Annotated in this window: 21 protein-coding genes; 12 read left to right on the forward strand and 9 right to left on the reverse strand. The window is 70.5% G+C overall.

Annotation, left to right across the window (positions count from 1 at the left end; genetic code table 11):
- Window positions 1-28 precede the first annotated feature (28 nt).
- The 6 genes from ADK36_RS21770 (at window position 29) to ADK36_RS21795 (ending at window position 7,242) form a co-directional block, all read left to right on the forward strand.
- On the forward strand, window positions 29-1,153 hold the full coding sequence (locus tag ADK36_RS21770; RefSeq protein WP_053198692.1) for a zinc-dependent metalloprotease: 1,125 nt from the start codon (window positions 29-31) through the stop codon (window positions 1,151-1,153).
- Between the two features lie 211 nt (window positions 1,154-1,364).
- A complete protein-coding gene (gene tilS, locus ADK36_RS21775) occupies window positions 1,365-2,555 on the forward strand; it encodes a tRNA lysidine(34) synthetase TilS (protein WP_048586125.1) in 1,191 nt (396 codons plus the stop codon).
- A 95-nt stretch (window positions 2,556-2,650) separates the two neighbouring features.
- Window positions 2,651-3,190 carry a hypoxanthine phosphoribosyltransferase gene (hpt, locus tag ADK36_RS21780; RefSeq protein WP_048586126.1) on the forward strand — a complete coding sequence of 180 codons (540 nt, stop codon included), beginning with the start codon at window positions 2,651-2,653 and terminating at the stop codon, window positions 3,188-3,190.
- A gap of 207 nt (window positions 3,191-3,397) precedes the next feature.
- Window positions 3,398-5,437, forward strand: a complete 2,040-nt coding sequence (gene ftsH / locus ADK36_RS21785; RefSeq protein ID WP_048586127.1) for an ATP-dependent zinc metalloprotease FtsH — start codon at window positions 3,398-3,400, stop codon at window positions 5,435-5,437.
- A gap of 144 nt (window positions 5,438-5,581) precedes the next feature.
- Window positions 5,582-6,187: a GTP cyclohydrolase I FolE gene (gene folE, locus ADK36_RS21790; RefSeq protein ID WP_048586128.1), complete on the forward strand. Its 606-nt coding sequence runs from the start codon at window positions 5,582-5,584 to the stop codon at window positions 6,185-6,187.
- 365 nt (window positions 6,188-6,552) lie between these two features.
- On the forward strand, window positions 6,553-7,242 hold the full coding sequence (locus ADK36_RS21795) for a hypothetical protein (protein ID WP_234329831.1): 690 nt from the start codon (window positions 6,553-6,555) through the stop codon (window positions 7,240-7,242).
- Between the two features lie 10 nt (window positions 7,243-7,252).
- Here the strand turns inward: ADK36_RS21795 and ADK36_RS21800 are convergent, their stop codons facing one another.
- From ADK36_RS21800 to ADK36_RS21825, 6 genes are all read right to left on the reverse strand, one after another.
- Entirely contained in the window at window positions 7,253-7,741 is a 489-nt protein-coding gene (locus tag ADK36_RS21800) for a DUF3180 domain-containing protein (protein ID WP_048586129.1), read from the reverse strand.
- A gap of 58 nt (window positions 7,742-7,799) precedes the next feature.
- Entirely contained in the window at window positions 7,800-8,411 is a 612-nt protein-coding gene (gene folK / locus ADK36_RS21805; RefSeq protein ID WP_048586130.1) for a 2-amino-4-hydroxy-6-hydroxymethyldihydropteridine diphosphokinase, read from the reverse strand.
- A complete protein-coding gene (folB, locus tag ADK36_RS21810; protein ID WP_053198694.1) occupies window positions 8,408-8,767 on the reverse strand; it encodes a dihydroneopterin aldolase in 360 nt (119 codons plus the stop codon). Before folB ends, folK begins: the two co-directional genes overlap by 4 nt.
- 402 nt (window positions 8,768-9,169) lie before the next feature.
- Entirely contained in the window at window positions 9,170-9,673 is a 504-nt protein-coding gene (locus ADK36_RS21815; RefSeq protein WP_048586132.1) for a nuclear transport factor 2 family protein, read from the reverse strand.
- Entirely contained in the window at window positions 9,670-10,575 is a 906-nt protein-coding gene (gene folP, locus ADK36_RS21820; protein WP_053198696.1) for a dihydropteroate synthase, read from the reverse strand. The genes ADK36_RS21815 and folP overlap by 4 nt, the downstream gene beginning before the upstream one ends.
- 117 nt (window positions 10,576-10,692) lie before the next feature.
- Window positions 10,693-12,525 carry a phosphatidylglycerol lysyltransferase domain-containing protein gene (locus tag ADK36_RS21825; RefSeq protein WP_048586134.1) on the reverse strand — a complete coding sequence of 611 codons (1,833 nt, stop codon included), beginning with the start codon at window positions 12,523-12,525 and terminating at the stop codon, window positions 10,693-10,695.
- A gap of 246 nt (window positions 12,526-12,771) precedes the next feature.
- Between ADK36_RS21825 and ADK36_RS21830 the strand changes: the two genes are divergently transcribed.
- Both ADK36_RS21830 and ADK36_RS21835 read left to right on the forward strand, forming a co-directional pair.
- The gene (locus ADK36_RS21830; RefSeq protein ID WP_053198699.1) at window positions 12,772-13,890 is read left to right on the forward strand and encodes an alpha/beta hydrolase; all 1,119 of its coding nucleotides are present in this window, start codon (window positions 12,772-12,774) and stop codon (window positions 13,888-13,890) included.
- Window positions 13,891-14,034: 144 nt separating this feature from the next.
- Window positions 14,035-15,402: a hypothetical protein gene (locus ADK36_RS21835; RefSeq protein WP_078942796.1), complete on the forward strand. Its 1,368-nt coding sequence runs from the start codon at window positions 14,035-14,037 to the stop codon at window positions 15,400-15,402.
- A gap of 15 nt (window positions 15,403-15,417) precedes the next feature.
- Here ADK36_RS21835 and ADK36_RS21840 read toward each other — a convergent pair whose 3' ends face one another.
- Complete coding sequence (locus ADK36_RS21840; protein ID WP_053198700.1) at window positions 15,418-16,752, reverse strand: PH domain-containing protein; 1,335 nt, start codon at window positions 16,750-16,752, stop codon at window positions 15,418-15,420.
- Window positions 16,749-17,267, reverse strand: coding sequence for a PH domain-containing protein (locus ADK36_RS21845; protein WP_048586137.1), 519 nt, complete (start codon window positions 17,265-17,267; stop codon window positions 16,749-16,751). The genes ADK36_RS21840 and ADK36_RS21845 overlap by 4 nt, the downstream gene beginning before the upstream one ends.
- Window positions 17,268-17,298: 31 nt before the next feature.
- On the opposite strand from ADK36_RS21845, the gene ADK36_RS21850 reads away from it, so the two are divergent.
- The gene (locus tag ADK36_RS21850; protein ID WP_053198702.1) at window positions 17,299-18,450 is read left to right on the forward strand and encodes an NADH-quinone oxidoreductase subunit D; all 1,152 of its coding nucleotides are present in this window, start codon (window positions 17,299-17,301) and stop codon (window positions 18,448-18,450) included.
- Between the two features lie 89 nt (window positions 18,451-18,539).
- Here ADK36_RS21850 and ADK36_RS21855 read toward each other — a convergent pair whose 3' ends face one another.
- Window positions 18,540-19,553: an SAM-dependent methyltransferase gene (locus tag ADK36_RS21855; protein ID WP_053198704.1), complete on the reverse strand. Its 1,014-nt coding sequence runs from the start codon at window positions 19,551-19,553 to the stop codon at window positions 18,540-18,542.
- A gap of 118 nt (window positions 19,554-19,671) precedes the next feature.
- Here ADK36_RS21855 and ADK36_RS21860 point away from each other — a divergent pair, with 118 nt between their 5' ends.
- The 3 genes from ADK36_RS21860 (at window position 19,672) to ADK36_RS21870 (ending at window position 22,405) form a co-directional block, all read left to right on the forward strand.
- Window positions 19,672-20,886, forward strand: a complete 1,215-nt coding sequence (locus ADK36_RS21860) for a sensor histidine kinase (RefSeq protein ID WP_048586140.1) — start codon at window positions 19,672-19,674, stop codon at window positions 20,884-20,886.
- Between the two features lie 103 nt (window positions 20,887-20,989).
- Complete coding sequence (locus ADK36_RS21865; RefSeq protein ID WP_048586141.1) at window positions 20,990-21,661, forward strand: response regulator transcription factor; 672 nt, start codon at window positions 20,990-20,992, stop codon at window positions 21,659-21,661.
- Window positions 21,662-21,772: 111 nt separating this feature from the next.
- Entirely contained in the window at window positions 21,773-22,405 is a 633-nt protein-coding gene (locus ADK36_RS21870; RefSeq protein WP_048586142.1) for an AAA family ATPase, read from the forward strand.
- The last annotated feature ends 8 nt before the right edge of the window (window positions 22,406-22,413 follow it).

Genomic DNA, 22,413 nt, shown 5'->3' on the forward strand with positions numbered 1-22,413 from the left:
AGTGGGAACGCTCACGTACGGTTGACACATGACGAGCATCGGTGGTGCCGAGATGGTCGACTGGAATCTCGCGGTGGCGACCGCGACCCGGCTCGTACGGCCGGGCCCCGAGGTGAGCCGCGACGAGGCCAGGGCCGTCGTCGCCGAGCTGCGCCGACATGCCAAGGCCTCGGAGGAACACGTCCGGGGCTTCACCCGGATGGGCACGGAGGACACCCACGACACCCCCGTCCTCGTCGTCGACCGCCCCGGCTGGGTGCGGGCGAACGTCGCGGGGTTCCGCCAGATCCTCAAGCCGCTGCTCGAGAAGATGCAGGAGCGCCGCAGCACCAGCACCGGAGGCGCGGTCCTCGGCGCCGTCGGCGGCAAGGTCACCGGCGTCGAACTCGGGATGCTGCTCTCCTTCCTGGCCTCCCGCGTCCTCGGCCAGTACGAGACCTTCGCCCCGGCCACCCGCGAACTCCCGGCGGGGGAGAACGGCGGCGGCCGACTGCTCCTCGTCGCCCCGAACATCGTGCACGTGGAGCGCGAACTCGACGTACAGCCCCACGACTTCCGCCTGTGGGTGTGCCTGCACGAGGAGACGCACCGCACGCAGTTCAGCGCCGTGCCCTGGCTGCGGGACCACCTGGAGGGTGAAATCCAGTCTTTCTTGGGGGAGACGGATGTCGACCCCATGACCGTCCTCGAACGTATCCGCGAGGCCGCGCAGTCCCTGGCCGGCGGCCGGCCCGAGGCCGAGGAGGACGACGGCGGACGGTCGTTCGTCGAACTGGTGCAGACGCCGGCCCAGCGGGAGATCCTCGGCCGCCTCACCGCAGTGATGTCCCTCCTGGAGGGCCACGCCGACTTCGTGATGGACGGTGTGGGGCCCCAGGTCGTGCCGACCGTCGCGGAGATCCGGGAGAAGTTCCAGCAGCGGCGCGCCAAGGGCGCCTCCCGACTGGACATGACCCTGCGCAAGTTGCTGGGTCTCGATGCCAAACTCAGGCAGTACCGCGACGGCGAACGCTTCGTACGGGCCGTCCACGACCAGGTCGGCATGGACGGCTTCAACCGCGTGTGGACGTCCCCCAACACCCTCCCGACCAAGGCGGAGATCGCCAAACCCGCGGACTGGATCGCGCGGGTGCATCGCAAGGCGGAGTCGTGAATCACGCGCCGAGGCGTGCAGATCATACGAAGGTCGTGAACCGATTCCGGCCGACGGCAGGCGAACGCCCCTTCAATCACCCGTCCGAGGGACCGTGAGCCATGGGTAGGCGTGCAATGCTCGGGGAACGGCCCGGTTCTGTCACCATCTACACACTCTGAGTGACCGACCTCGGGCTCACCCCCCGACAATTTCATGAAGGGAACCGGACATGGGTCCCCATCCTGCGGTCGCGGCGATACGCCTGGCGGTCCGCCGCGTCCTCCACGACATCCTCATCGAACACAGCCCCGCCGACGCTCCCGCGCCCGGCCGCTCACGCGCGACCTCGTACGGGATGGCGCACGTGACACCGTCCGTGGCGCTGCCCGCGACCACCGCGACCGGCGCCACACCTGCCGCGTACGGCACGGCGGTCGAACCGTCGTACGAGCTCCCCGGCGCAACCCCGCAGGAGCCCCCGCGCACCACCCCGCACGAGCGACCCCCCTCCCCGCTCGTGCTCGTGGCGTGCTCCGGCGGCGCCGACTCCATGGCCCTCGCCTCCGCCCTCGCCTTCGAAGCCCCCAAACTCGGCATCCGTGCCGGCGGCATCACCGTCGACCACGGTCTGCAGCCCGGCTCCGACCTGCGCGCCGAGGAAGTCGTCCTGCGCATGCGTGAACTCGGCCTCGAACCGGTCGAGTCCATCGCCGTGACCGTCGGCCGTGCGGGCGGACCCGAGGCCGCCGCCCGGGACGCCCGCTATGCCGCCCTCGACGACGCGGCCGCCCGGCACGGCGCCGTCGCCGTCCTGCTCGGCCACACCCGTGACGACCAGGCCGAAACCGTCCTGCTCGGACTCGCCCGCGGCTCCGGGATCCGCTCCCTGTCCGGAATGGCCGCGGTCTCGGGGGCCGGCGGCCGTTACCGGCGCCCCTTCCTCGGGCTCGACCGGCAGACCGCCCGCAAGGCATGCATGGTCCAGTCGCTGCCGGTCTGGGACGACCCCCACAACGCCGATCCCGCGTACACGCGCTCGCGGCTGCGCCAAGAGGGCCTGCCCGCCCTGGAGAAGGCACTCGGCAAGGGCGTCGTCGAGGCCCTCGCCCGTACGGCCCAGCTCTCCCGCGACGACGCCGACGCCCTCGACGCCTGGGCCCGCCAGGCCGAGGCCGCCGTACGCGACGCGGCCGGCCTCCTGGAGTGCGCCAAGCTGTACGCGCTGCCACCCGCCGTACGCCGCCGGATCCTGCGCCGCGCGGCCATCGAGGCCGGAGCACCCGCCGGCGCGCTGTTCGCCCGGCACATCGAGGAAGTCGACCGCCTCATCACCGGCTGGCGCGGCCAGGGAGCCATCAATCTCCCCGGCAAAGTCGTCGCCCAGCGCCAGGGTGGCAGACTGGTGATTCGGCAAGGCTGAAAACCGGACCTCCCACCGGCCCCCAGAGCGGGGTCGCGTGAGCGGCCGGACAGGCCGGTGGGACGACCGAAAGTGATGCGGTGGACGCGAAAGACATGGGTGCCGACCTCCAGCAGGTGCTCATCACCAAGGAAGAGATCGACGCGAAGCTCGCTGAGCTGGCCGCGAAGATCGACGCGGAGTACGCGGGCAAGGACCTGCTCATCGTCGGTGTCCTCAAGGGCGCGGTGATGGTGATGGCGGACCTCGCCCGAGCGCTGTCCACCCCCGTCACCATGGACTGGATGGCCGTGTCGTCGTACGGCGCCGGCACCCAGTCCTCCGGTGTCGTGCGGATCCTCAAGGACCTCGACACCGACATCAAGGGCAGGCACGTCCTGATCGTCGAGGACATCATCGACTCCGGCCTGACCCTGTCGTGGCTGATCTCCAACCTCGGCTCGCGCGAGCCCGCCTCCCTCAAGGTGTGCACCCTGCTGCGCAAGCCCGAGGCCGCGAAGGTCGCCATCGACGTGGAGTGGGTGGGCTTCGACATCCCCAACGAGTTCGTCGTGGGCTACGGCCTCGACTACGCCGAGAAGTACCGCAACCTCCCGTTCGTCGGTACGCTCGCGCCCCACGTCTACGGGGGCTGAGTCCGTCGGTCCGGGGAACCGGACCCGAAGGGCCCAAGCGCCGTACGAAGATCGGGAACCCCGGCGGGCCTCGCGCCGTTGGAGCATGCAGACGGGCTTGCCAGCCGTCCCGTGCGGCTACGGTCGCCGAAGCTGGGGTACCGTCAGAAGAACTGTCTTATCAAACTCACTATGGCAGGAGGGACGGGGCGACACCGCTCCGTATGGATGGACGTGAAGCGATACTTCCGTGGGCCGGTCATGTGGATCGTGCTGGCCGTCCTTGCCGTGGTCGTGTTGATGCAGGTCGTCGGCTCGTCCGGCGGCTACAAGACGGTTGACACCGGCCAGGTCGTTCAGGCGATCAATGAGAACAAGGTCGAGTCGGTCAAGCTGACCACTGGCGACGAACAGATCGTCAAGGCGCAGCTCAAGGACGGCGAAAAGGTCGAGGGCGCCACCAAGATCCAGGCGAGCTACATCGGCGACCAAGGCGTGGACATCGCCAACACGCTGCAGAACAAGTACCAGCAGAAGCAGATCCCCGACGGCTACACGGTCTCGCCGTCGAAGCAGAACCCGTTCGTCGGCATCCTGCTCTCCCTGCTGCCCTTCGTCCTCATCGTGGTCGTCTTCCTGTTCCTGATGAATCAGATGCAGGGCGGCGGCTCCCGAGTCATGAACTTCGGGAAGTCCAAGGCGAAGCTCATCACCAAGGACACCCCGAAGACGACGTTCTCCGACGTCGCAGGCTCGGACGAGGCCGTCGAGGAACTCCACGAGATCAAGGAGTTCCTCCAGGAACCGGCGAAGTTCCAGGCCGTCGGCGCCAAGATCCCCAAGGGCGTACTGCTCTACGGGCCTCCTGGCACCGGTAAGACGCTCCTCGCGCGCGCCGTCGCTGGCGAGGCGGGCGTCCCCTTCTACTCGATCTCCGGTTCCGACTTCGTCGAGATGTTCGTCGGTGTCGGTGCCTCCCGGGTCCGTGACCTGTTCGAGCAGGCCAAGGCGAACGCCCCGGCGATCGTCTTCGTCGACGAGATCGACGCGGTCGGCCGCCACCGCGGTGCCGGCCTCGGCGGTGGTCACGACGAGCGCGAGCAGACCCTGAACCAGCTGCTCGTCGAGATGGACGGCTTCGACGTCAAGGGCGGCGTGATCCTCATCGCCGCGACGAACCGGCCCGACATCCTCGACCCGGCTCTGCTCCGCCCCGGCCGCTTCGACCGCCAGATCGCGGTCGACCGCCCGGACATGCAGGGCCGTCTGGAGATCCTCAAGGTCCACCAGAAGGGCAAGCCGGTCGCCCCGGACGTCGACCTGTCGGCGGTCGCCCGCCGCACGCCGGGCTTCACCGGCGCGGACCTGAGCAACGTCCTCAACGAGGCCGCGCTGCTCACGGCCCGCTCGGACAAGAAGCTGATCGACAACCACATGCTGGACGAGGCGATCGACCGCGTCGTGGCGGGCCCGCAGAAGCGGACCCGGATCATGTCGGACAAGGAGAAGAAGATCACCGCGTACCACGAGGGCGGACACGCCCTGGTCGCGGCGGCCTCCCCGAACTCCGACCCGGTCCACAAGATCACGATCCTGTCGAGAGGCCGTGCCCTCGGCTACACGATGGTCCTGCCGGACGAGGACAAGTACTCCACGACCCGCAACGAGATGCTGGACCAGCTGGCCTACATGCTGGGCGGCCGCGCGGCCGAGGAGCTCGTCTTCCACGACCCGACCACGGGCGCGGCGAACGACATCGAGAAGGCCACGGCCACGGCCCGCGCGATGGTCACGCAGTACGGCATGACCGAGCGTCTGGGTGCGATCAAGTTCGGCGGCGACAACACCGAGCCCTTCCTCGGACGTGAGATGGCTCACCAGCGCGACTACTCGGAAGAGGTCGCCGCGCTGGTGGACGAGGAAGTCAAGAAGCTCATCGAGAACGCGCACAACGAAGCCTGGGAGATCCTGGTCGAGAACCGCGACGTCCTCGACAACCTGGTGCTTCAGCTGCTGGAGAGGGAGACGCTGGGCAAGGAGGAGATCGCCGAGATCTTCGCCCCGATCGTCAAGCGTCCGCCGCGTCCCGCCTGGACCGGCTCCTCCCGCCGCACGCCGTCCACCCGTCCGCCGGTGCTTTCCCCGAAGGAGCTCGCACTGACGAACGGCGCCAACGGCGCGACTCCGGCGATCAGCACCGCCAAGTCGACGCTGACGGAGCCCGCCCCGGCGGTCGAGCCGGCCCCCGAGGAGCGTCCCGAGAGCTGACACTGGGCCCCCGGTGACCCCACCGGGCCCGGAATGGATGCCGCGCCCCCCTGGTTTTAGCCTGGGGGGCGCGGCATTTTGGTATGTCCGCAGATCACCGCACACGTGGACCCCCGCGCGACCCGCACAGAAACGAGGCACCACATGACCGACCCCGTGACGCTGGATGGCGAGGGCCGCATCGGCGAGTTCGACGAGAAGCGTGCAGAGAACGCGGTGCGTGAGCTGCTGATCGCGGTCGGAGAGGATCCGGATCGCGAGGGGCTCCGGGAGACGCCGGGGCGGGTGGCGCGGGCTTACCGGGAGCTGCTGGCGGGGCTGTGGCAGGAGCCTGAGGAAGTTCTGACGACGACGTTCGATATCGGACATGACGAGATGGTTCTGGTCAAAGATATTGAAATCATGTCAAATTGTGAACATCACCTCTTGCCATTCCATGGCGTGGCTCACATCGGGTATATCCCTGCCGAAAGCGGCAAGATCACAGGTCTCTCGAAGCTTGCGCGGCTGGTTGACGTGTTTGCCCGTCGTCTGCAGGTGCAAGAACGTCTCACCACACAGATCGCCGACTCCCTGATGGAGATCCTCGAGGCCCGGGGGGTGATCGTCGTCATCGAGGCTGAGCACATGTGCATGTCGATGCGCGGGATCCGTAAGCCGGGCGCGAAGACCACGACATCGGCGGTGCGTGGGCAGCTTCGAGATGCTACGACCCGGGCCGAGGCAATGAGCCTGATACTGGCGCGCTGACCGGATTGTCAGTGGTGCCCGATACCGTCCTTGATCAGTGAGTTGATCGCTGATCAAGGGGGATCGCGGTGGGTATGGGCTGCCCACCAGGCAAACGGTGAACGCTGTCGACGGCCGCTTGCCGCCGCGGGAAGTACGAGTGGGCTGTCGCCTCTGGGCGCTTGATGGGGAGCGCACGGTCCGGACCACAGTCACGGCGGTCGTCACCGTCCGGGTCCGCGAAGTGGTGGACGTCGTGACTGATCACGTGACGTTCACGGTGGCACCTGACCAGATGCTGGGCACACCCGATGGGTGGGTCCACGCGGGATGCCACGGGGACCGTACCTGCCTGGACGCATGCCAGAAAGCTGTGTCGCACGCGGTTGACCATCAAGCCGGGATACGAGCTGGTCTACCTGATCGGGGCGAACTGCGCGGACGGGTCGGTCGGCAAGGACTATGTGTCCCTCGTGGTCAACGACGAGGTTCTCGCCACGCGTTATGCGGCATGTCTTACGGCCGCCACCGGGCTGCCCGCCCGTCTGGAGGCAGTGACACGACCTTCCGGATACCTTCAACGGGCCGTGCCAGGCTTTCGCGTACGCGTAGTCTCGTCGTACCTGTCCGACTTGATGAGGCAGTACGTGGGCGGGGACGCGCACCACATGCGGCAGCGGTTTCCTCGGGTCGTCCTGGGGGACAGGGAAACCCTTGAGGGCTGTCTGGACGGCTATACGGACGGCGATGGATTCCGTTCGAAGAGCCGGTCCGGGCGATTGCTGGTCAGCGGGAACGTACCGTTCCTTTCGGAACTGGCGAAGGTGGTGGGGGCGAGGTTCACTCCGCGAACCAACGGCCTGGCGTCACATCTGGTCGTAGCCGACGGCTGGACCTCGCGGGGGCCTTCAGACCCGAGCAGCACCCCCTGCAACTCCGAGAGTCCGGCTGGGCCCAGGTTCCATGACGTACGGCGGCGAACCACCGTGAACAAGCCGTTCACCCTCTACAGCTACCGCCTCGACCCGCACCCCGGCTTCCTGGTCAACGGACACCTGGCCCGCCGGCCCTGGTGAGCGAGGCGCGTCACACCGTCGGCGCCGTCCCCGCCCCATTGTGTTCGTCGTCCTCCGGGAGCTTGCAGACGCGCTCCAGGAAGATGGCCGCCGCTATCACGCCGATGCCTGCCAGGACGGAGAAGCCGGCGTAGATGGCCTGGTCGCGGCGGGCCGGGATGTCGAGGGACTCCAGGAGGAAGACGCCCGTGCCGCCGTACATGCCGGCGACGAGGGCGGCGACCAGGGCGCTGGCATGACCGAAGACGACCGCGCGGGCGGCCATCAGCGGGTCGACGCCCTTGGCCTCGGGGCGGCGCTCGCGCTGGGCCTTGAGGCGGGCGCGGATCGACAGCGCCGTGGCCAGCAGGACCACGGCGATGACCGCCAGGACGATGGGGGCGGCCAGGGGGACGCTGGGCAGGGTCCCGACGGAGTTCCACAGGCGGGCGCCCGCCCAGGACAGGACGCCGGCGACGACGAACACGCCGGCCAGCATCCTGATGCGCAGCTCTCTCACGGTGTCCCTTCAGCTCCCCCGACTGCCCACGGAGTGTGGGTCGTCTTGACCTTAACGACTATTCGGGCAGCTGGAGTTCCAGGTCCTGGCGCGGCGTGATGCCGTCGCGGGTGACGGTGCCGAGAAGGTCGGCGACCGCGCCGCGGCCGGGCAGTCGGGCCTCGGGTTCCAGGTCGTGCCAGGGGGCGAGGACGAAGGCCCGCTCGTGGGCGCGCGGGTGGGGGAGCGTGAGGATCGGGTCGTCGGAGACCACATCGGCGTACGCGACGATGTCGACGTCGAGGGTGCGCGCGCCCCAACGCTCGTCCCGTACGCGGTGGAAGGCCTCCTCGACCGCGTGTGCCCGCTCCAGGAGGGAGGACGGGGGGAGGGTGGTCTTGAGGACCACGACCGCGTTGAAGTAGGAGGGCTGGCTGCCCGGCTCCACGCCCCACGGCTCCGTCTCGTAGACCGGGGAGACGCCTTTGACGCGCACGCCGGGGGTGTCCTCCAGGGCGTCGATGGCGCCTTGCAGGGTCTCCAGACGGTTGCCCAGGTTGGAGCCGAGGGAGATCACGGCCCGTTTCGGGTTGCTGAGGGTGGTGTCGGCGGCGTCGACCTGTTCGACGACGGAGGCGGGTACCGGCTGTACGGTCGGGTCGCTGTGACCCTCGGTGAAGGACGCGGTCATACTCGGCTCCGGGTGATGGTGACGGTCACGTCGTCGAAGGGGACCGTGATCGGCGCGTTCGGCTTGTGGACGCGGACCTCGACCTCCTGGACCCCTTCGTGCTTCAGACAGGCCTGGGCGATGCGCTCGGCGAGCGTCTCGATGAGGTTGACCGGCTCGCCCTCGACGACGGCCACGACCTCCTCCGCCACGATGCCGTAGTGCACGGTCTTCGCCAGGTCGTCGTCCGCGGCGGCCGGTCGGGTGTCCAGGCCCAGGACGAGGTCCACGACGAAGGTCTGGCCCTCCTCGCGCTCCTCGGGGAACACGCCGTGGTAGCCGCGGGCCTTCAGGCCGCTCAGCGCGACACGATCCACGCGAATCACTCCTGCAATCGTCGGTGACGGCCGGTCGATGCCGTGTGCGGGCGGCACACCGGCCTCGAACGAATCTACCTGCGGGCACTGACAGGGCCGGGCCACGGGGGCGTGGGTCCGGGCCGGGGCCAGGAGGATTCATCGCGTGTTTCCCCTGGGGAACCCGGCGGCTCATGGGTTGGTAGCCGCGCCTACCCGGGGAGGCGTGATTCCAACCACTCCTTGGTCCCGACGGGGTCCCGCCGGGCCCCTTGCGGGTGGATCCAGATGGATTTGGATGACTCCAGGTGGATACCGGTGGATCCGGGGCGGATCCGGCGTGAATTCCGGTGGATCCAGGGGGATCCGGGGGTGCTCCCGAGGTGTCGTCCCGTGGTGGTGCCCTGTAGGTCGCCTACCCACTCAGGAGGGGGTGTCGTCCCCTTCCGCCTCGTCGTTTTCGGCCAGAACCGGCGAGGCGTGGTGCGACCAGAGCTTCCAGCCGTCGGGCGTGCGCCGGAACACGTTCGTGGCGACCACGAGCTGGCCCACGAGCGGGCCGAGCTCGTCGGCGCCTTCGGGGGCGGGGCCGCCGCTGAGGATGTTCTCGGTGCAGGTCACCAGCGCCGTGTCGCCCGTGACGGAGACATGTACGTCGGTGAGGAAGAACTGGATGTAGTCGGTGTTCGCCATGATCAGCGCGTACGACCGGAGGACCTCGCCGCGACCGGTGAGCACCGGCCAGCCGGGGTGCACGCAGGAGACCACGCCGACGTCGGCCGGGTCGTGGTACGTCTCGTCTACGCCCAGGTCGGACGGGGTGAGCCAGAGCGAGGACAGTTCTTCGAAGTCGCCGCGTTCCATCGCCTCGTAGAAGGCGGTGTTGGCGGCCTCCACTTGCTCGACGTCGGTGTGGGGGGCGCTCACCGGGCGCCTTCCGCGGTATCCGCGCCGGGCGTGTTCTGGGGAGTGCGCGCCCCCTCGATGGCGCGTGCGACGCGCACCGCGTCCGCCGTGGCGCGCACCTCGTGCACGCGCACGGCCCAGGCGCCGGCTTGCGCGGCGAGCGCCGAGACGGCGGCCGTGGCGGCGTCGCGCTCGCGGGCGGGCGGCGGGGCGCCCTGTGGTCCGGCGAGGACACGGCCCAGGAAGCGCTTGCGGGAGGCGGCGACGAGCAGGGGGTGTCCGAGGGCGAGAACGCGGTCGAGGTGGGCGAGGAGAACGAGGTCGTGCTCGGCGTCCTTGGAGAAGCCCAGACCCGGGTCGACGACGATGCGGTCGGGGGCGACGCCGCCGGCCAGCACGGCCTCCACGCGCGCGTGCAGTTCGTCGACGACTTCGGCGACGACGTCGTCGTAGGAGCCCTTGACGTTCCCGCCCTCCAGGAAGCCGCGCCAGTGCATGACGACGAAGGGGGCGCCGGCGTCCGCGACGACCGGGATCATCGCGGGGTCGGCGAGGCCGCCGCTGACGTCGTTGACCAGGGCGGCGCCGGCGGCAAGGGCCTGCTCGGCGACGGAGGCGCGCATGGTGTCGACGGAGATCGTGACGCCCTCGGCGGCGAGGCCGCGGACGACGGGGACGACACGGCGGAGTTCCTCGTCCTCGTCGACCCGGGTGGCGCCGGGGCGGGTGGACTCGCCGCCGACGTCGACCAGGTCGGCGCCCTCCTCGACCAGGGCGAGCCCGTGCTTGACGGCGGACGTGGTGTCGAACCAGCGGCCGCCGTCGGAGAAGGAGTCGGGAGTGACGTTCACGACTCCCATGACCGCGCAGCGGTCCCACTGCGGAAGGCCGGTGACGCGCCCGCGTCCGCTCTGGTTGCTCATATGTTCAGCGTAGGCCCATGGGGGTGCCGCGACGTGCGGTGGCCCGAGCGGGAGCCTCCGGGACGGGGGCGGAGGGTGGGGGCCCGCTCGGGCCTGTCCTGGGTGGCCGCGTCCGCGTCACGCCGCGCTGACGTTCCGTTCCGCCACCGAGTGGGGGCACGGACGCGGGGCGGCCGTACGGCGGCGCAGGAAGCGCGGCAGGGGCAGGGCGAGGTTGACGAAGCCTTCGGCCTGCATGGCGGCGAAGCCGAGGCGAGGCAGGTCCGCGGAGGCGCGGTAGACGACGAAGCGGGGTTCCCAGCGGGGGCGGAACTTGGCGTTGAACTTGTACAGGGACTCGATCTGGAACCAGCGGGAGAGGAAGACCAGCAGGCCCCGCCAGGCACGCAGGACCGGGCCGGCGCCGATCTTCTCGCCGCGGGCCAGGGCCGAGCGGAACATGGCGAAGTTGAGGGACACGCGCGCGATGCCGAACTTCGGGGCGGCCTGGAGGGCGGCCACGATGAGCAGTTCGTTCATGCCGGGGTCGGCGGAGCGGTCGCGGCGCATCAGGTCCAAGGAGGCCCCGTCGGTGCCCCAGGGCACGAAGTGGAGGATCGCCTTGAGGTCGCCGTACGGTCCCGGCTCCTCGTCCGCCTTGTGGGCGGTGGCGATGAGGCAGTCGCCGTCACCGGGGTCGCCGATGCGGCCGAGTGCCATGGAGAAGCCGCGCTCGGTGTCGGTGCCGCGCCAGTCGTCGGCGGCGCGGCGGATGCGCTCCAGCTCGGTCTCGCCGAGGTCACGGACGCGCCGTACCCGAGTCTCGTAACCGGCGCGCTCGATGCGCTTGACCATCTGACGCACGTTGCGCATCGCGCGGCCGGTGAGGGAGAAATCCGGGACGTCCACCACCGCCTCGTCGCCCAGTTCGAGGGCGTCGAGGCCGGTCTCGCGGGTCCACACCTCGGCGCCGGTCTCCGAGCAGCCCATGACGGCGGGGGTCCAGGAGTGGGCGCGGGCCTCGTCCATGAAGCGCTCGATGGCACCGGGCCAGGCCTCGACGTCGCCGATGGGGTCGCCGCTGGCGAGCATCACGCCGGAGACGACGCGGTACGTCACCGCCGCCTTGCCGCTGGGGGAGAAGACGACGGCCTTGTCGCGGCGCAGCGCGAAGTGGCCGAGGGAGTCGCGGGCGCCGTGCTTCTCCAGCAGGGCGCGCAGGCGTACCTCGTCGTCCTCGGTGAGGCGGGCGGCGGGGTGTTCGGGGCGGAAGGCCAGGTAGATGGTGGTGACCGCGGTGATCCAGCCCAGGGCGCCGAGGGAGAAGGCGACCGTCCAGGAGGTGTTGCCCTGGTAGTCGACCGGGCCCTCGAAGCCGAACAGGCCGTACAGGACGTGGGTGATCCGGTCGGCCAGGCTCGGGTCGCCGACCAGGGTGTTCGGGTGGGCGCTGACGATGATCAGCCCGAGGGCGAGGGAACCGGCGCCCATGAGGACGAAGTTGGCCAGCGCCCGCCACCGGCTGCGCGGGTCGGGCAGGGCCGCGAACTGGTCGCGGTGGCGCAGCAGGGGGGCCAGCAAGGCCAGCGAGATGAGGACGCCCACCACGGAGTGGCGGTACGTGAACTGCGCCACCGCGCCGGCCGGCAGCAGGACGACGGCGGCCCGCCACGCCCGCCGCTTGCCCCGCTTGAGGCCGTGGGCGAGCAGGAGCAGCAGCACACCGGCGCTCAGCGACAGCGCGGCCGCGAACGGGCCCGTGGAGCCCGGCAGCACCTCGGCGATGGCGTGCATACGGCTGTGCCGGAAGCGCGGGAAGACGCCCGCCGCGATGTCCAGCAGGCCCACCAGGGCGCAGGCTCTGCCGACGAGAACCGGAACGGCCTCCGGGCGCGGGCCGCGGAGCAGATGCCGTACTCGGCCCGGCAGGTGCCGCGCCTGGCTTGATCGCTGGGGAACCCCACCCGACATTTCTACATCTGTCCTGACAGACATCGCATCCCATTAGTTCTGCGAGAGACCTTGGATCCGGTGCCGATTCGGGCATCCGGCGACATTGCGCCCTCTAGGACGGTGTCTCGAGGGGAGAGGTTCACTCAGCTCCTCAAAACCGTTTCAAAGGCCAAGGAAAGTCCGGGGCAAACCCTTGCGAAGGAGCGGGGGAGGCAGCGCGGGGGAAGCGCGGACCGGGCGGAAAGCGCGGACAGGTAACCATCGATGGGTCTCACGAGCGACAAGACGCTGGCGCTGGCGGTGCTGGCCGCCGCAGGGCTGTTCGTCGGCACGGTCTGGCTGTGGCCGCGGCTGGCGCGACGCGGCTGGCGGGCCGTCGGCGGGCGCGTCGGCCTGCTGCTCTCCACGCAGTTGCTGCTCTTCGTGTCGGTCGGTCTCGCCGCCAACCAGGCCTTCGGGTTCTACGCGAGCTGGGCCGACCTGTTCGGGCAGGAGAAGGACCAGGGTGTGGTCGTGGACCACACGCCGGGCCGCGGGCCGCTGAAAGTCGTCGACACCAGCCGGGTGCCGGGGGCGGTGAGCGCCAGGCCGCAGTTGGGCGGGCAGATCCAGAAGGTCGGCATCGTGGGCCGGACGACGCGCATCGCCACACCCGCCTACGTGTATCTGCCGCCCGAGTATTTTCAGCCGGAGTACCGCACGCGCGCGTTCCCGGCGGCGGTCGTTCTGACCGGGTATCCGGGTACGGCCAAGGCGCTCGTGGACAAACTCGACTATCCGCGTACGGCCGCGAGACTTGTCGGGGAGGGTCGTATGCGGCCGATGATCCTGGTGATGATGCGGCCCACCGTGGCGCCGCCGCGGGACACGGAGTGCGTGGACATTCCCGGCGGGCCTCAGACCGAGACGTTCTTCGCCAAGGATCTGCCCGACGCGGTGAGCGGCCACTACAGGGTGGGCGGTGAGCGCGGCAGTTGGGGCATCATCGGGGACTCCACGGGCGGCTACTGCGCGCTGAAGCTCGCCATGCACCATCCCCGGGTGTACGCCGCGGGGGCCGGGCTTTCCGCGTACTACAACGCGCCGATCGACGCCACCACGGGCGATCTGTTCCAGGGAGACGAGGAACTGCGCAATCGCGCGAACCTGTGGTGGTGCCTCAAGCACATGCCGGCTCCGGACACTTCACTGCTTGTCAGCAGCAGCAAAGTTGGAGAATCCAACTACAAGGACACCTTGAAGTTCATTGAGCGCGTGAAGACCACGAAGCTGACGCGGATCTCGTCGATCGTCCTCGAAAGCGGAGGACACAACTTCAACACCTGGCGGCGGGAGATTCCGGGGACGTTGGAGTGGATGAGCGGGCGGCTGGGCGGCAGGTGACCCGGCCCGCGAGGCTTTTCGATCTTGGTTCTTGGCTATTCAGGTGGCGGATCTGATTCCTGATGCCACGTGAACGACTCGGGATGGCTGTGTTTTTACGGGGCGGGGCGCCAAGATTCGCCTACGCGCGGTAAGTTTCTGGCCATGCCACGTGGACGTCACCGTCATTCCCCGCCCTTGCACAGGCTGCTGCCACCGTCGGCGATCGCAGGCGTCTCCGTCGTCTGCGCCCTTGCCCCGTGGGTGTTCACCGAACCCGTGGTGTTGCGCGGGCTCGCCGCGGCCGCCGCGGCGACGGCGGTCGTCGGTGCGGTCGTCATGCGTCGCTGGGACACGCACGCGGGCAAGCGGGTCGCCGACCTCACGCGCGCGCGTGCGAGCGACGAGTGGCGGTACGAGGAGCGGGTCGCGGAGCTGGAGACCGACCTCGAGGAGTCGCGCGAGCTGCGCATGAAGCTGGAGCAGCGGCTGCGGGCCAAGCGGGCGGAACTCGCCGGGCTGCGCAACGAGCACGCGGCGCTGCTGCGGCGGTACGCCACCGCGGAGACCGAGCGGGCGAGTGTCCTGGAGGAGCGCCGGGTTCTGGAGATAGAGGCCGCCACGCCCGCGCGCGCGTTGCCGCCGGTTCCGGTCGATGCCGCGGCTTCCGTTTCGGAAGTGGAGGAGGCCGCCGAGGTCGCAGAGGCCGCCGATGCCGCCGATGCCGCCGAGGAGACGTCGGTGGCTGCCGCGGTCTTCTCGCCGGAAGGGTCCCGGCTGTTCCTGCGGGCCAAGGAGGCGCTGGCACGGTTCGACGGCGACGAGGCCCCGGTGGCCCCGGAGGGGGACGGCGCCGCGGAGGACAGCGAGCCCTCGAAGGAGCTGAAGAGCTCGAAGAACGCGAAGGACTCCGAGAACGCGAAGGACTCCAAGAACGCGAAGGACGAGTTCCCGAAGGACGAGCCCCCGAAGAACGACCCTCCGAAGGGCGACGGTCCCTCTGACGACGAGTCGGTGAAGGCCGATTCGGGCACCACCGAGGTCCGCGCCACGGAGGCTGCGGCCACCGGCGGCCCCGAGACCGAACCCGCGCTGGAGGACGACGCGCAGGGGAAGCCCGAGGCGGTCGACGGGCACGAGCGCGCGGCCGCCATCACCCCCGCAGGCACCCCCTCGGGCACGGTCGCCCCGGCCGCCCAGCCCCCGGCCCAGCAGCCGGCCGGGCACTTCATCGCGCCGACCGCCGTGGCCGTCGTACCCGCGACGCCCGTACGGCGTCCGGCGATCCAGGGCGGCTTCGACTTCTTCGGTACCAAGCAGGGGGCCGCGCCCGCCGCGCTGGAGGCCGTCCAGAACGAGGACCTCGCGGACGTCGTGGGCCAGGAGGCCCTCGCCCTCCACAAGGCCGAGTCCGAGGCGGAGTTCAAGCCGGCGAACGAGGAGTCCCGGGGCATCGGCCAGGTCATCGACCTGACGGCTCACGACGAGACGGAACAGATCGACGTGCAGGGGCTGCGCAGCGCGGTTTCCTGACGCCCGCGCCGACGCTCACGCCATCCACCGGTCCGGCCGTGCGTCCTTGCGGCCCGTGCGCGACCTCTCCGCCTGCCCCCGCAGCAGCTCCGCCGCCTCCTCGGCGTCCCTCAGCCGGGCGGTCACCGTCTTGTTGGCCCCCGTGTCCAGGTGCACGTCGGCGACGCCCCACAGCCGCTCCCAGGGCCCCTGAGCCAGCCGTACGCTCTGGACCTTCGCGTGCGGGACGAGCGAGAGGCTTCTGCGGAAGAGGCCGGTCCGGGCCGCGAAGACCGCGTCCGTGACGGAGAGGCCGTAGCCGCGCCACCACACCGGCATGCACCGGCCCGCCCGCCGGGGCGGTCGCGACAGGGAAGCGCGCGGAGGGACGGTCGCGCCGGGCAGCACGCGCGCGACGACCGATTCGGCGATCTCGCGCGGGGCGACCGGCAGCAGGACCGAGTTGGACGAGCCGGCCACATCCAGTTCCACCCGCACCCAACCACGCCGCCGCCACAGCAGCGGCTCGACGATGCGTACGGTCTGGACGCGACCCGGCGGCACCGTCTCGTGCGCGCGGTCGAGCAGCCCGTGGTCGAGGCGCAGCCCGTCGGGGGACTCGCCCACCGTCCAGTCGTACTCCGCGACGAACCGCCCCACGCTGCTCGCCCCCGCCGCGCCGAGCAGCGGCACCGCCGACGCGAGGACCGTCCACACGCTCTCCGTGGCCAGCCAGAGGACGGTCGGTACGACGACCGCGGCGGCCAGCGTCCCCCAGGTGGCGCCGGTCAGGACGAGGGAGACGGCCAGAACGCCCGGCGGCACCCGCAGCAGCTGCCGGGACGGCGCCTCGCCCACCTCGTGCGCCGTCTCGGGCGCGAAACCGGCGGCGCGTGCGAGGAGTTCCGCGCGGAGCGCACGCGCCTCGTCCGCGCCCAGGAAGGCGAGTTCGTCTTTCTTGTCCGTGCCTATGACGTCGAGTTTGAGCTTCGAAACGCCCGCCACGCGCGCGAGGAGCGGCTGGGTGATGTCGATGGCCTGGATGCGTTCCAGCCGGATGTGCGCGGTGCGCCGGAAGACCAGTCCGGTACGGATGCGCAGTTCGCTGTCGGTCACCGCGAAGTGCGTGAACCACCAGGTGAGGAAGCCGTACAGGGCGGCTGCCGGGACGAGCACGGCGAGGGCGAGCAGTAGCGTGGTGGTCGTCAGTCTCGTCAGATGGCGTTGCGCCTGGTCGGGGTCGTGCACCGCCCACCCGATCAGCACGGCGACCGGCGCCCACGCCCGTCTGAGCGGCGTCACGGGGTGCAGCCGCCGTTCGGCGACGGGCCGCCTCTCGCGTACGGCGTCGTCGACGCCCGGCGTCGTCACAGCCCCGCCGATCGGGCCTCGCCCAGCTCGGTGAGCCGGTCGCGCAGCCGTTCCGCCTCCGCCGGGTCGAGGCCGGGGATGGTGGCGTCGGTCGCGGCGGCGGCCGTGTGCAGCTGCACGCTGGCCAGCCCGAAGTGCCGCTCGACGGGCCCCGACGTGACCTCGACCAGCTGCATCCGGCCGTACGGCACGACCGTCTCCTCGCGCCACAGCACACCCCGGCTGATCAGCAGGTCGTCGGCGCGCTCGGCGTACCGCCAGGAGCGCCAGTTACGGCCGAGCATCACCCAGCCCCAGGCTATGAGCCCCAGCGGCAGCAGCGCGAAGGCGGCCCAGCCCGGGCCGGCGAGCAGGCCGAGCAGCAGACCCAGCCCGACTGCCAGCAGTCCCAGCCACACCACCAGCAGCAGCCGTCGCATGTGGAGCAGACCCGGCGGAAGTCCGGTCCACCCCGGCTCTGCCGCCGCCTGATCGTCCCCCGCTGTCCCCGTGTTCTCCGGGCTCCCCGTCTCCATGAGGCCAGCGTACGTAGGAGAGACTGTGTCCATGACTCCTACGACGGAGACCATGGTCGGTATCGGCGGCGCCGCGGAGAGCACCGACATGGTGCTCAACATCGGGCCCCAGCACCCGTCCACGCACGGCGTGCTGCGCCTCAAGCTCGTCCTGGACGGCGAGCGCATCACGCGCGCGGAACCGGTGATCGGCTATATGCACCGCGGCGCGGAGAAGCTCTTCGAGGCCCGCGACTACCGCCAGATCATCATGCTCGCCAACCGCCACGACTGGCTGTCGGCCTTCTCCAACGAGCTGGGGGTCGTCCTCGCCGTGGAGCGCATGCTCGGCATGGAGGTGCCCGAGCGGGCGGTGTGGACCCGGACGCTCCTCGCGGAACTCAACCGCGTGCTCAACCACCTGATGTTCCTGGGGTCGTACCCGCTGGAGCTGGGCGGGATCACGCCGATCTTCTACGCCTTCACCGAGCGCGAGGAACTCCAGCATGTGATGGAGGAGGTCTCCGGCGGGCGGATGCACTACATGTTCAACCGGGTCGGCGGCCTGAAGGAGGACCTGCCGGCCGGGTGGACCACGCGCGCGCGTGCCGCCGTCGCCGACGTGCGCTCCCGCATGGACCGGTTCGACGACCTGGTCCTCGGCAACGAGATCTTCCGCGGGCGCACCCGGGGCGTGGGCGCCCTCACGCCGGAGGCCGTGCACGCGTACGGCGTGAGCGGGCCGATCGCGCGCGCCTCGGGCGTCGACTTCGACCTGCGCCGGGACGAGCCCTATCTCGCGTACGGCGAACTGGGGGACGTCCTGAAGGTGGTGACCCGCGAGGAGGGCGACTGCCTCGCCCGGTTCGAGTGCCTGCTGGAGCAGACCCACAACGCCCTCGACCTGGCCGACGCCTGCCTGGACCGGCTCGCCGAGCTGCCGCCCGGGCCGATCAACCAGCGGCTCCCCAAGGTGCTGAAGGCGCCCGAGGGCCACACCTACGCGTGGACCGAGAACCCACTCGGCATCAACGGCTACTACCTGGTCAGCAAGGGCGAGAAGACGCCGTACCGCCTGAAGCTGCGCTCGGCCTCGTACAACAACATCCAGGCGCTGGTCGAGCTGTTGCCGGGGACGCTGGTCGCGGACATGGTGGCGATCCTGGGGTCGATGTTCTTCGTCGTCGGGGACATCGACAAGTAGGGCTTCGGCAGAACGGGCCGGCGAGGGGCAGGGGTTCGGCCCAGGGCGCGCTCCAGGGGTCCGTCCGGAATTCCTACCGACTCGACCGCTCAGTCCGCCAGTACGTCCGGAATCCCAACCGGCTGCACCAGCCACCCGAAGTCCCCGAGTCCGCCCATGGCGGTGAGCTCGGCTGCTTCGCCCGCGGCCGCGAGGGCGCGTACGTACTCGGCCGGTCGGGTGGAGGCCAGCTGGAGCGAGGGGCGTGCGCCGGTGAGGCCCAGGGCGCGCAGGGCCTCGCGTTGGGACAACAGGCGCGTGCCGGGCAGCGAGCCCGCCGCCGCGCACGCGTCCAGCGCCACGTGCGCCGTGATGTCGCAGGAGCCGTCCGGCACGGGTGCTGTCTCGCGCCCCTGGCGGAAGCCGGTGAGCGTCCCGAAGGGCGGCCGTGCGCGCGCCGTGTGCGCGTAGTCCACGGCGACCGCGAGCCCCCGGTCCAACGCCCCGACCACCGCGGCCCAGGCCTCGTCCCGAGGCAGCCCGATCTCGGCCCGCGCCCCCGCCGCGCCCCCCAGCGGCCACCACCGTGCGAGCCAGTCCGCCTCCGCACCGGCGACCGGCTCCCCGAGGAGCTCGGTCCCGTCCCGCCGTACGAGCACCAGGCGTGCCACGCCCGCCGGGTCCACTTCCGCGACCTCCAGCGGGACGTTGTCCAGCCACTCGTTGGCGAACAGCACTCCCGTGATCCGCCGCGGCGGTTCCGGCAGCCACTCGATCCGGTGATCGAGGGGTGCCGGGCGGTCGGCGATCTCGACGGCGTAGGCACGCGTGCGTGCCGCCACGTCGGCGGGCAGGGCGGCCAGTACGCCGGTGACCAGCTCGCCCCGCCCCGCCGCCATGTCGACGAAGTCGAGCGAGGCGGGCCGGCCCAGAACCTCGTCGACCCGGCACAGCAGCCGGGCCACGGCACCGGCGAAGAGGGGCGAGGCGTGGACGGACGTACGGAAATGGCCGACCGGGCCCTCGGGGCGGCGATAGAAGCCCCCCGGCCCGTAGAGAGCGGTTTCCGTCGCTGCCCGCCACCCGCGCCACCCGTGCCACTCGCCCGTCGCCTCTGCTGTCACCGCGCCAGGCTAAGCGCACAGGGGAACGCAGCCTCCACCTTCCGGAGTACGTGCGGGGGACGCGGATCGGCCCTCCGGTTGACCCCTGCACGCATCTCGCTTCCCTACGCTGGGTTACGTGCAGCGCCTCTATGACTTCCTCCGCAGGCACCCGACCGGGGTCGACGGCTTCTGGGCCGTCTTCCTGTTCGGGATCTCTGTGCTGACCGCGACCGTCCGCGAGGAGGGCTGGCAGAATCCTCCGGGCACCCGCTCCGAGGCGGTCATCGTCCCGGTCATCCTGCTGTTGTGCCTGGTCATCGCGTTGCGCCGGCGCATGCCGGAGAAGATGCTGCTGTTGGCCATCGCCGTCGGGCTGGCCCAGCTGGCGCTGGACGTGGCGACGACGGCGGCCAACTTCGCCTTCCTGGTGATCGTCTACACCGTGGCCGCGACCGGCGCCCGCTGGGCCTCCCGGCTCGCACTGGCCGTCGGGCTGTGCGCGGCACCGTTGGCGCAGTTGCGCTGGCCGGAGCAGGATTCCAGCGTCCTGGGCACAGCGGCCGTGATGATCTTCACGTCGGTGCCCTTCGCCCTCGCCTGGGTGCTCGGCGACTCCATCCGCACCCGCCGCGCCTACTACGAGCAGCTGGAGGAGCGCGCGACCCGGCTCGAAAAGGAGCGCGAGGCGCAGTCCAAGGTCGCGGTCGCCGCCGAACGCGCCCGGATCGCGCGTGAGCTGCACGACGTGGTCGCGCACAACGTCTCCGTGATGGTGGTGCAGGCCGACGGCGCCGCCTACGTCCTCGACGCGGCCCCCGACCAGGCCAAGAAGGCCCTGGAGACCATCTCCTCCACCGGCCGCCAGGCCCTCGCCGAGATGCGCCGCCTGCTCGGCGTGCTGCGCACCGGCGAGCACCAGGAGGGCGGCGAGTACGTCCCGCAGCCCGACGTCGAGCAGATCGACGACCTCGTCCAGCAGTGCCGCACCTCCGGCCTGCCGGTCGACTTCAAGATCGAGGGCACCCCGCGCCCGCTGCCCAGCGGTGTCGAGCTGACGGCGTACCGCATCGTGCAGGAGGCGCTCACCAACACCCGCAAGCACGGCGGGCCGAACGCGGGCGCGAGCGTGCGCCTGGTCTACTTCGACGACGGTCTCGGCCTGCTCGTCGAGGACGACGGCAAGGGCGCCCCGCACGAGCTGTACGAGGATGGTGGCGCCGACGGCGAGGGGCACGGCCTGATCGGCATGCGTGAGCGGGTCGGCATGGTCGGCGGCACCCTGGACGCGGGGCCACGCCCGGGCGGAGGATTCCGCATCAGTGCGCTGCTGCCGCTCAAACCAGCACACTGACGCCTGCGCATGCCCTTCGTTGACACCTGTAACGGCGTGACAACGGCCCTGTAGACGGGCAACGGCCCGATAGACGGATACGGAAGACACGGAAGAGGACCCGATGGCGATCCGCGTGATGCTCGTCGACGACCAGGTGCTGCTGCGCACCGGGTTCCGGATGGTGCTCGCCGCCCAGCCGGACATGGAGGTCGTCGCCGAGGCTGGCGACGGCGTCGAGGCCCTTCAGGTGCTGCGCGCGACCCCCGTCGACGTCGTGCTGATGGACGTGCGCATGCCGAAGCTGGACGGTGTGGAGACCACCCGCCGCATCTGCTCGGAGCCCGACCCGCCCAAGGTGCTGATCCTGACCACCTTCGACCTCGACGAGTACGCCTTCTCCGGGCTGAAGGCGGGCGCCTCCGGCTTCATGCTCAAGGACGTACCGCCCGGTGAACTCCTCGCGGCCATCCGCGCGGTGCACAGCGGCGACGCGGTGGTGGCCCCGTCGACGACCCGGCGCCTGCTGGACCGGTTCGCGCCCATGCTGCCCTCCACCGGCAAGGAGCCCCAGCGCAAGGAGCTGGAGCGGCTCACCGACCGCGAGCGCGAGGTCATGGTGCTCGTCGCCCAGGGCCTGTCCAACGGCGAGATCGCGGCCCGGCTGGTCCTGTCCGAGGCGACGGTGAAGACCCACGTCGGCCGCATCCTGACCAAGCTGGGGCTGCGCGACCGGGTACAGGTCGTGGTCCTGGCCTACGAGACGGGGCTGGTGCGGGCCGGCGGACATGGTTGAGCCGGAGGCACGGTTGAGCCGGGGGCACGGTCGAACCGGCGGAGACGGTTGAGCCGGTGGACGGGCAGGGCGCGTGACACGGGTGTGACCGGGGGCCACTAGGGTCTGCGCATGCTCCTGTGGATCAACGGCCCCTTCGGGGGCGGCAAGACACAGACCGCACACGAGATCCAGCGCCGTCTGTCCGGCAGCGTCATCTGCGACCCCGAGCACCCCGGCTTCGGCCTGCGGCGCATGCTCCCGGCGGAACTGCGCGGAGACTTCCAGGACCTGACGTCCTGGCGGCAGGGCGTCGTCGAGGTTCTCGACCTCGCCCTCGCCAAGCACGACGGTGTGGTGATCGCCCCCATGACGGTCACGAACTCCGACTACTTCGCCGAGACGGTCGGCCGGCTGCGCGAACTCGGCCATGACGTACGGCACTTCACGCTCCTCGCCGAGCGTGACACCGTCCTGAAACGGCTGCGTGAGCGAGGCTTGGGGCACCTCGCGCAGTTCCTCGCCGGGAAGAACTCCGGGCTGCGCCGGGAGAGCTGGGCCGTGCAGCAGCTCGACCACTGTCTGGAGCGGTTGAGCGAGCCGGAGTTCGCCGAGCATCTGTGGACCGACCACTCGACCGTGCCGAAGACCGCGGACCGGATCGCCGTCCTGGCCGGGCTGAAGCTCCGGCCCAACAACGAGGGCGCGCTGCGGACGCGGCTGCGCCAGGCGGGCGTCGGGATCAGGCACATCCGGTTCGACTGAATCGGGAC

It is taken from the genome of Streptomyces viridochromogenes (genome assembly GCF_001270495.1).
Lineage (GTDB): Bacteria > Actinomycetota > Actinomycetes > Streptomycetales > Streptomycetaceae > Streptomyces > Streptomyces viridochromogenes_A.

Coding starts and splice junctions, on each gene's coding strand:
- ADK36_RS21835 (WP_078942796.1), top strand. CDS start 14,035: ATGCCACGTGGACGTCACCGTCATTCCCCGCCCTTGCACAGGCTGCTG.
- tilS (WP_048586125.1), top strand. CDS start 1,365: ATGGGTCCCCATCCTGCGGTCGCGGCGATACGCCTGGCGGTCCGCCGC.
- folP (WP_053198696.1), bottom strand. CDS start 10,575: ATGAGCAACCAGAGCGGACGCGGGCGCGTCACCGGCCTTCCGCAGTGG.
- ADK36_RS21865 (WP_048586141.1), top strand. CDS start 20,990: ATGGCGATCCGCGTGATGCTCGTCGACGACCAGGTGCTGCTGCGCACC.
- ADK36_RS21870 (WP_048586142.1), top strand. CDS start 21,773: ATGCTCCTGTGGATCAACGGCCCCTTCGGGGGCGGCAAGACACAGACC.
- ADK36_RS21830 (WP_053198699.1), top strand. CDS start 12,772: ATGGGTCTCACGAGCGACAAGACGCTGGCGCTGGCGGTGCTGGCCGCC.
- ADK36_RS21770 (WP_053198692.1), top strand. CDS start 29: ATGACGAGCATCGGTGGTGCCGAGATGGTCGACTGGAATCTCGCGGTG.
- hpt (WP_048586126.1), top strand. CDS start 2,651: ATGGGTGCCGACCTCCAGCAGGTGCTCATCACCAAGGAAGAGATCGAC.
- ADK36_RS21845 (WP_048586137.1), bottom strand. CDS start 17,267: ATGGAGACGGGGAGCCCGGAGAACACGGGGACAGCGGGGGACGATCAG.
- ADK36_RS21850 (WP_053198702.1), top strand. CDS start 17,299: ATGACTCCTACGACGGAGACCATGGTCGGTATCGGCGGCGCCGCGGAG.
- ftsH (WP_048586127.1), top strand. CDS start 3,398: ATGGACGTGAAGCGATACTTCCGTGGGCCGGTCATGTGGATCGTGCTG.
- folK (WP_048586130.1), bottom strand. CDS start 8,411: ATGACCGCGTCCTTCACCGAGGGTCACAGCGACCCGACCGTACAGCCG.
- folE (WP_048586128.1), top strand. CDS start 5,582: ATGACCGACCCCGTGACGCTGGATGGCGAGGGCCGCATCGGCGAGTTC.
- ADK36_RS21825 (WP_048586134.1), bottom strand. CDS start 12,525: ATGTCGGGTGGGGTTCCCCAGCGATCAAGCCAGGCGCGGCACCTGCCG.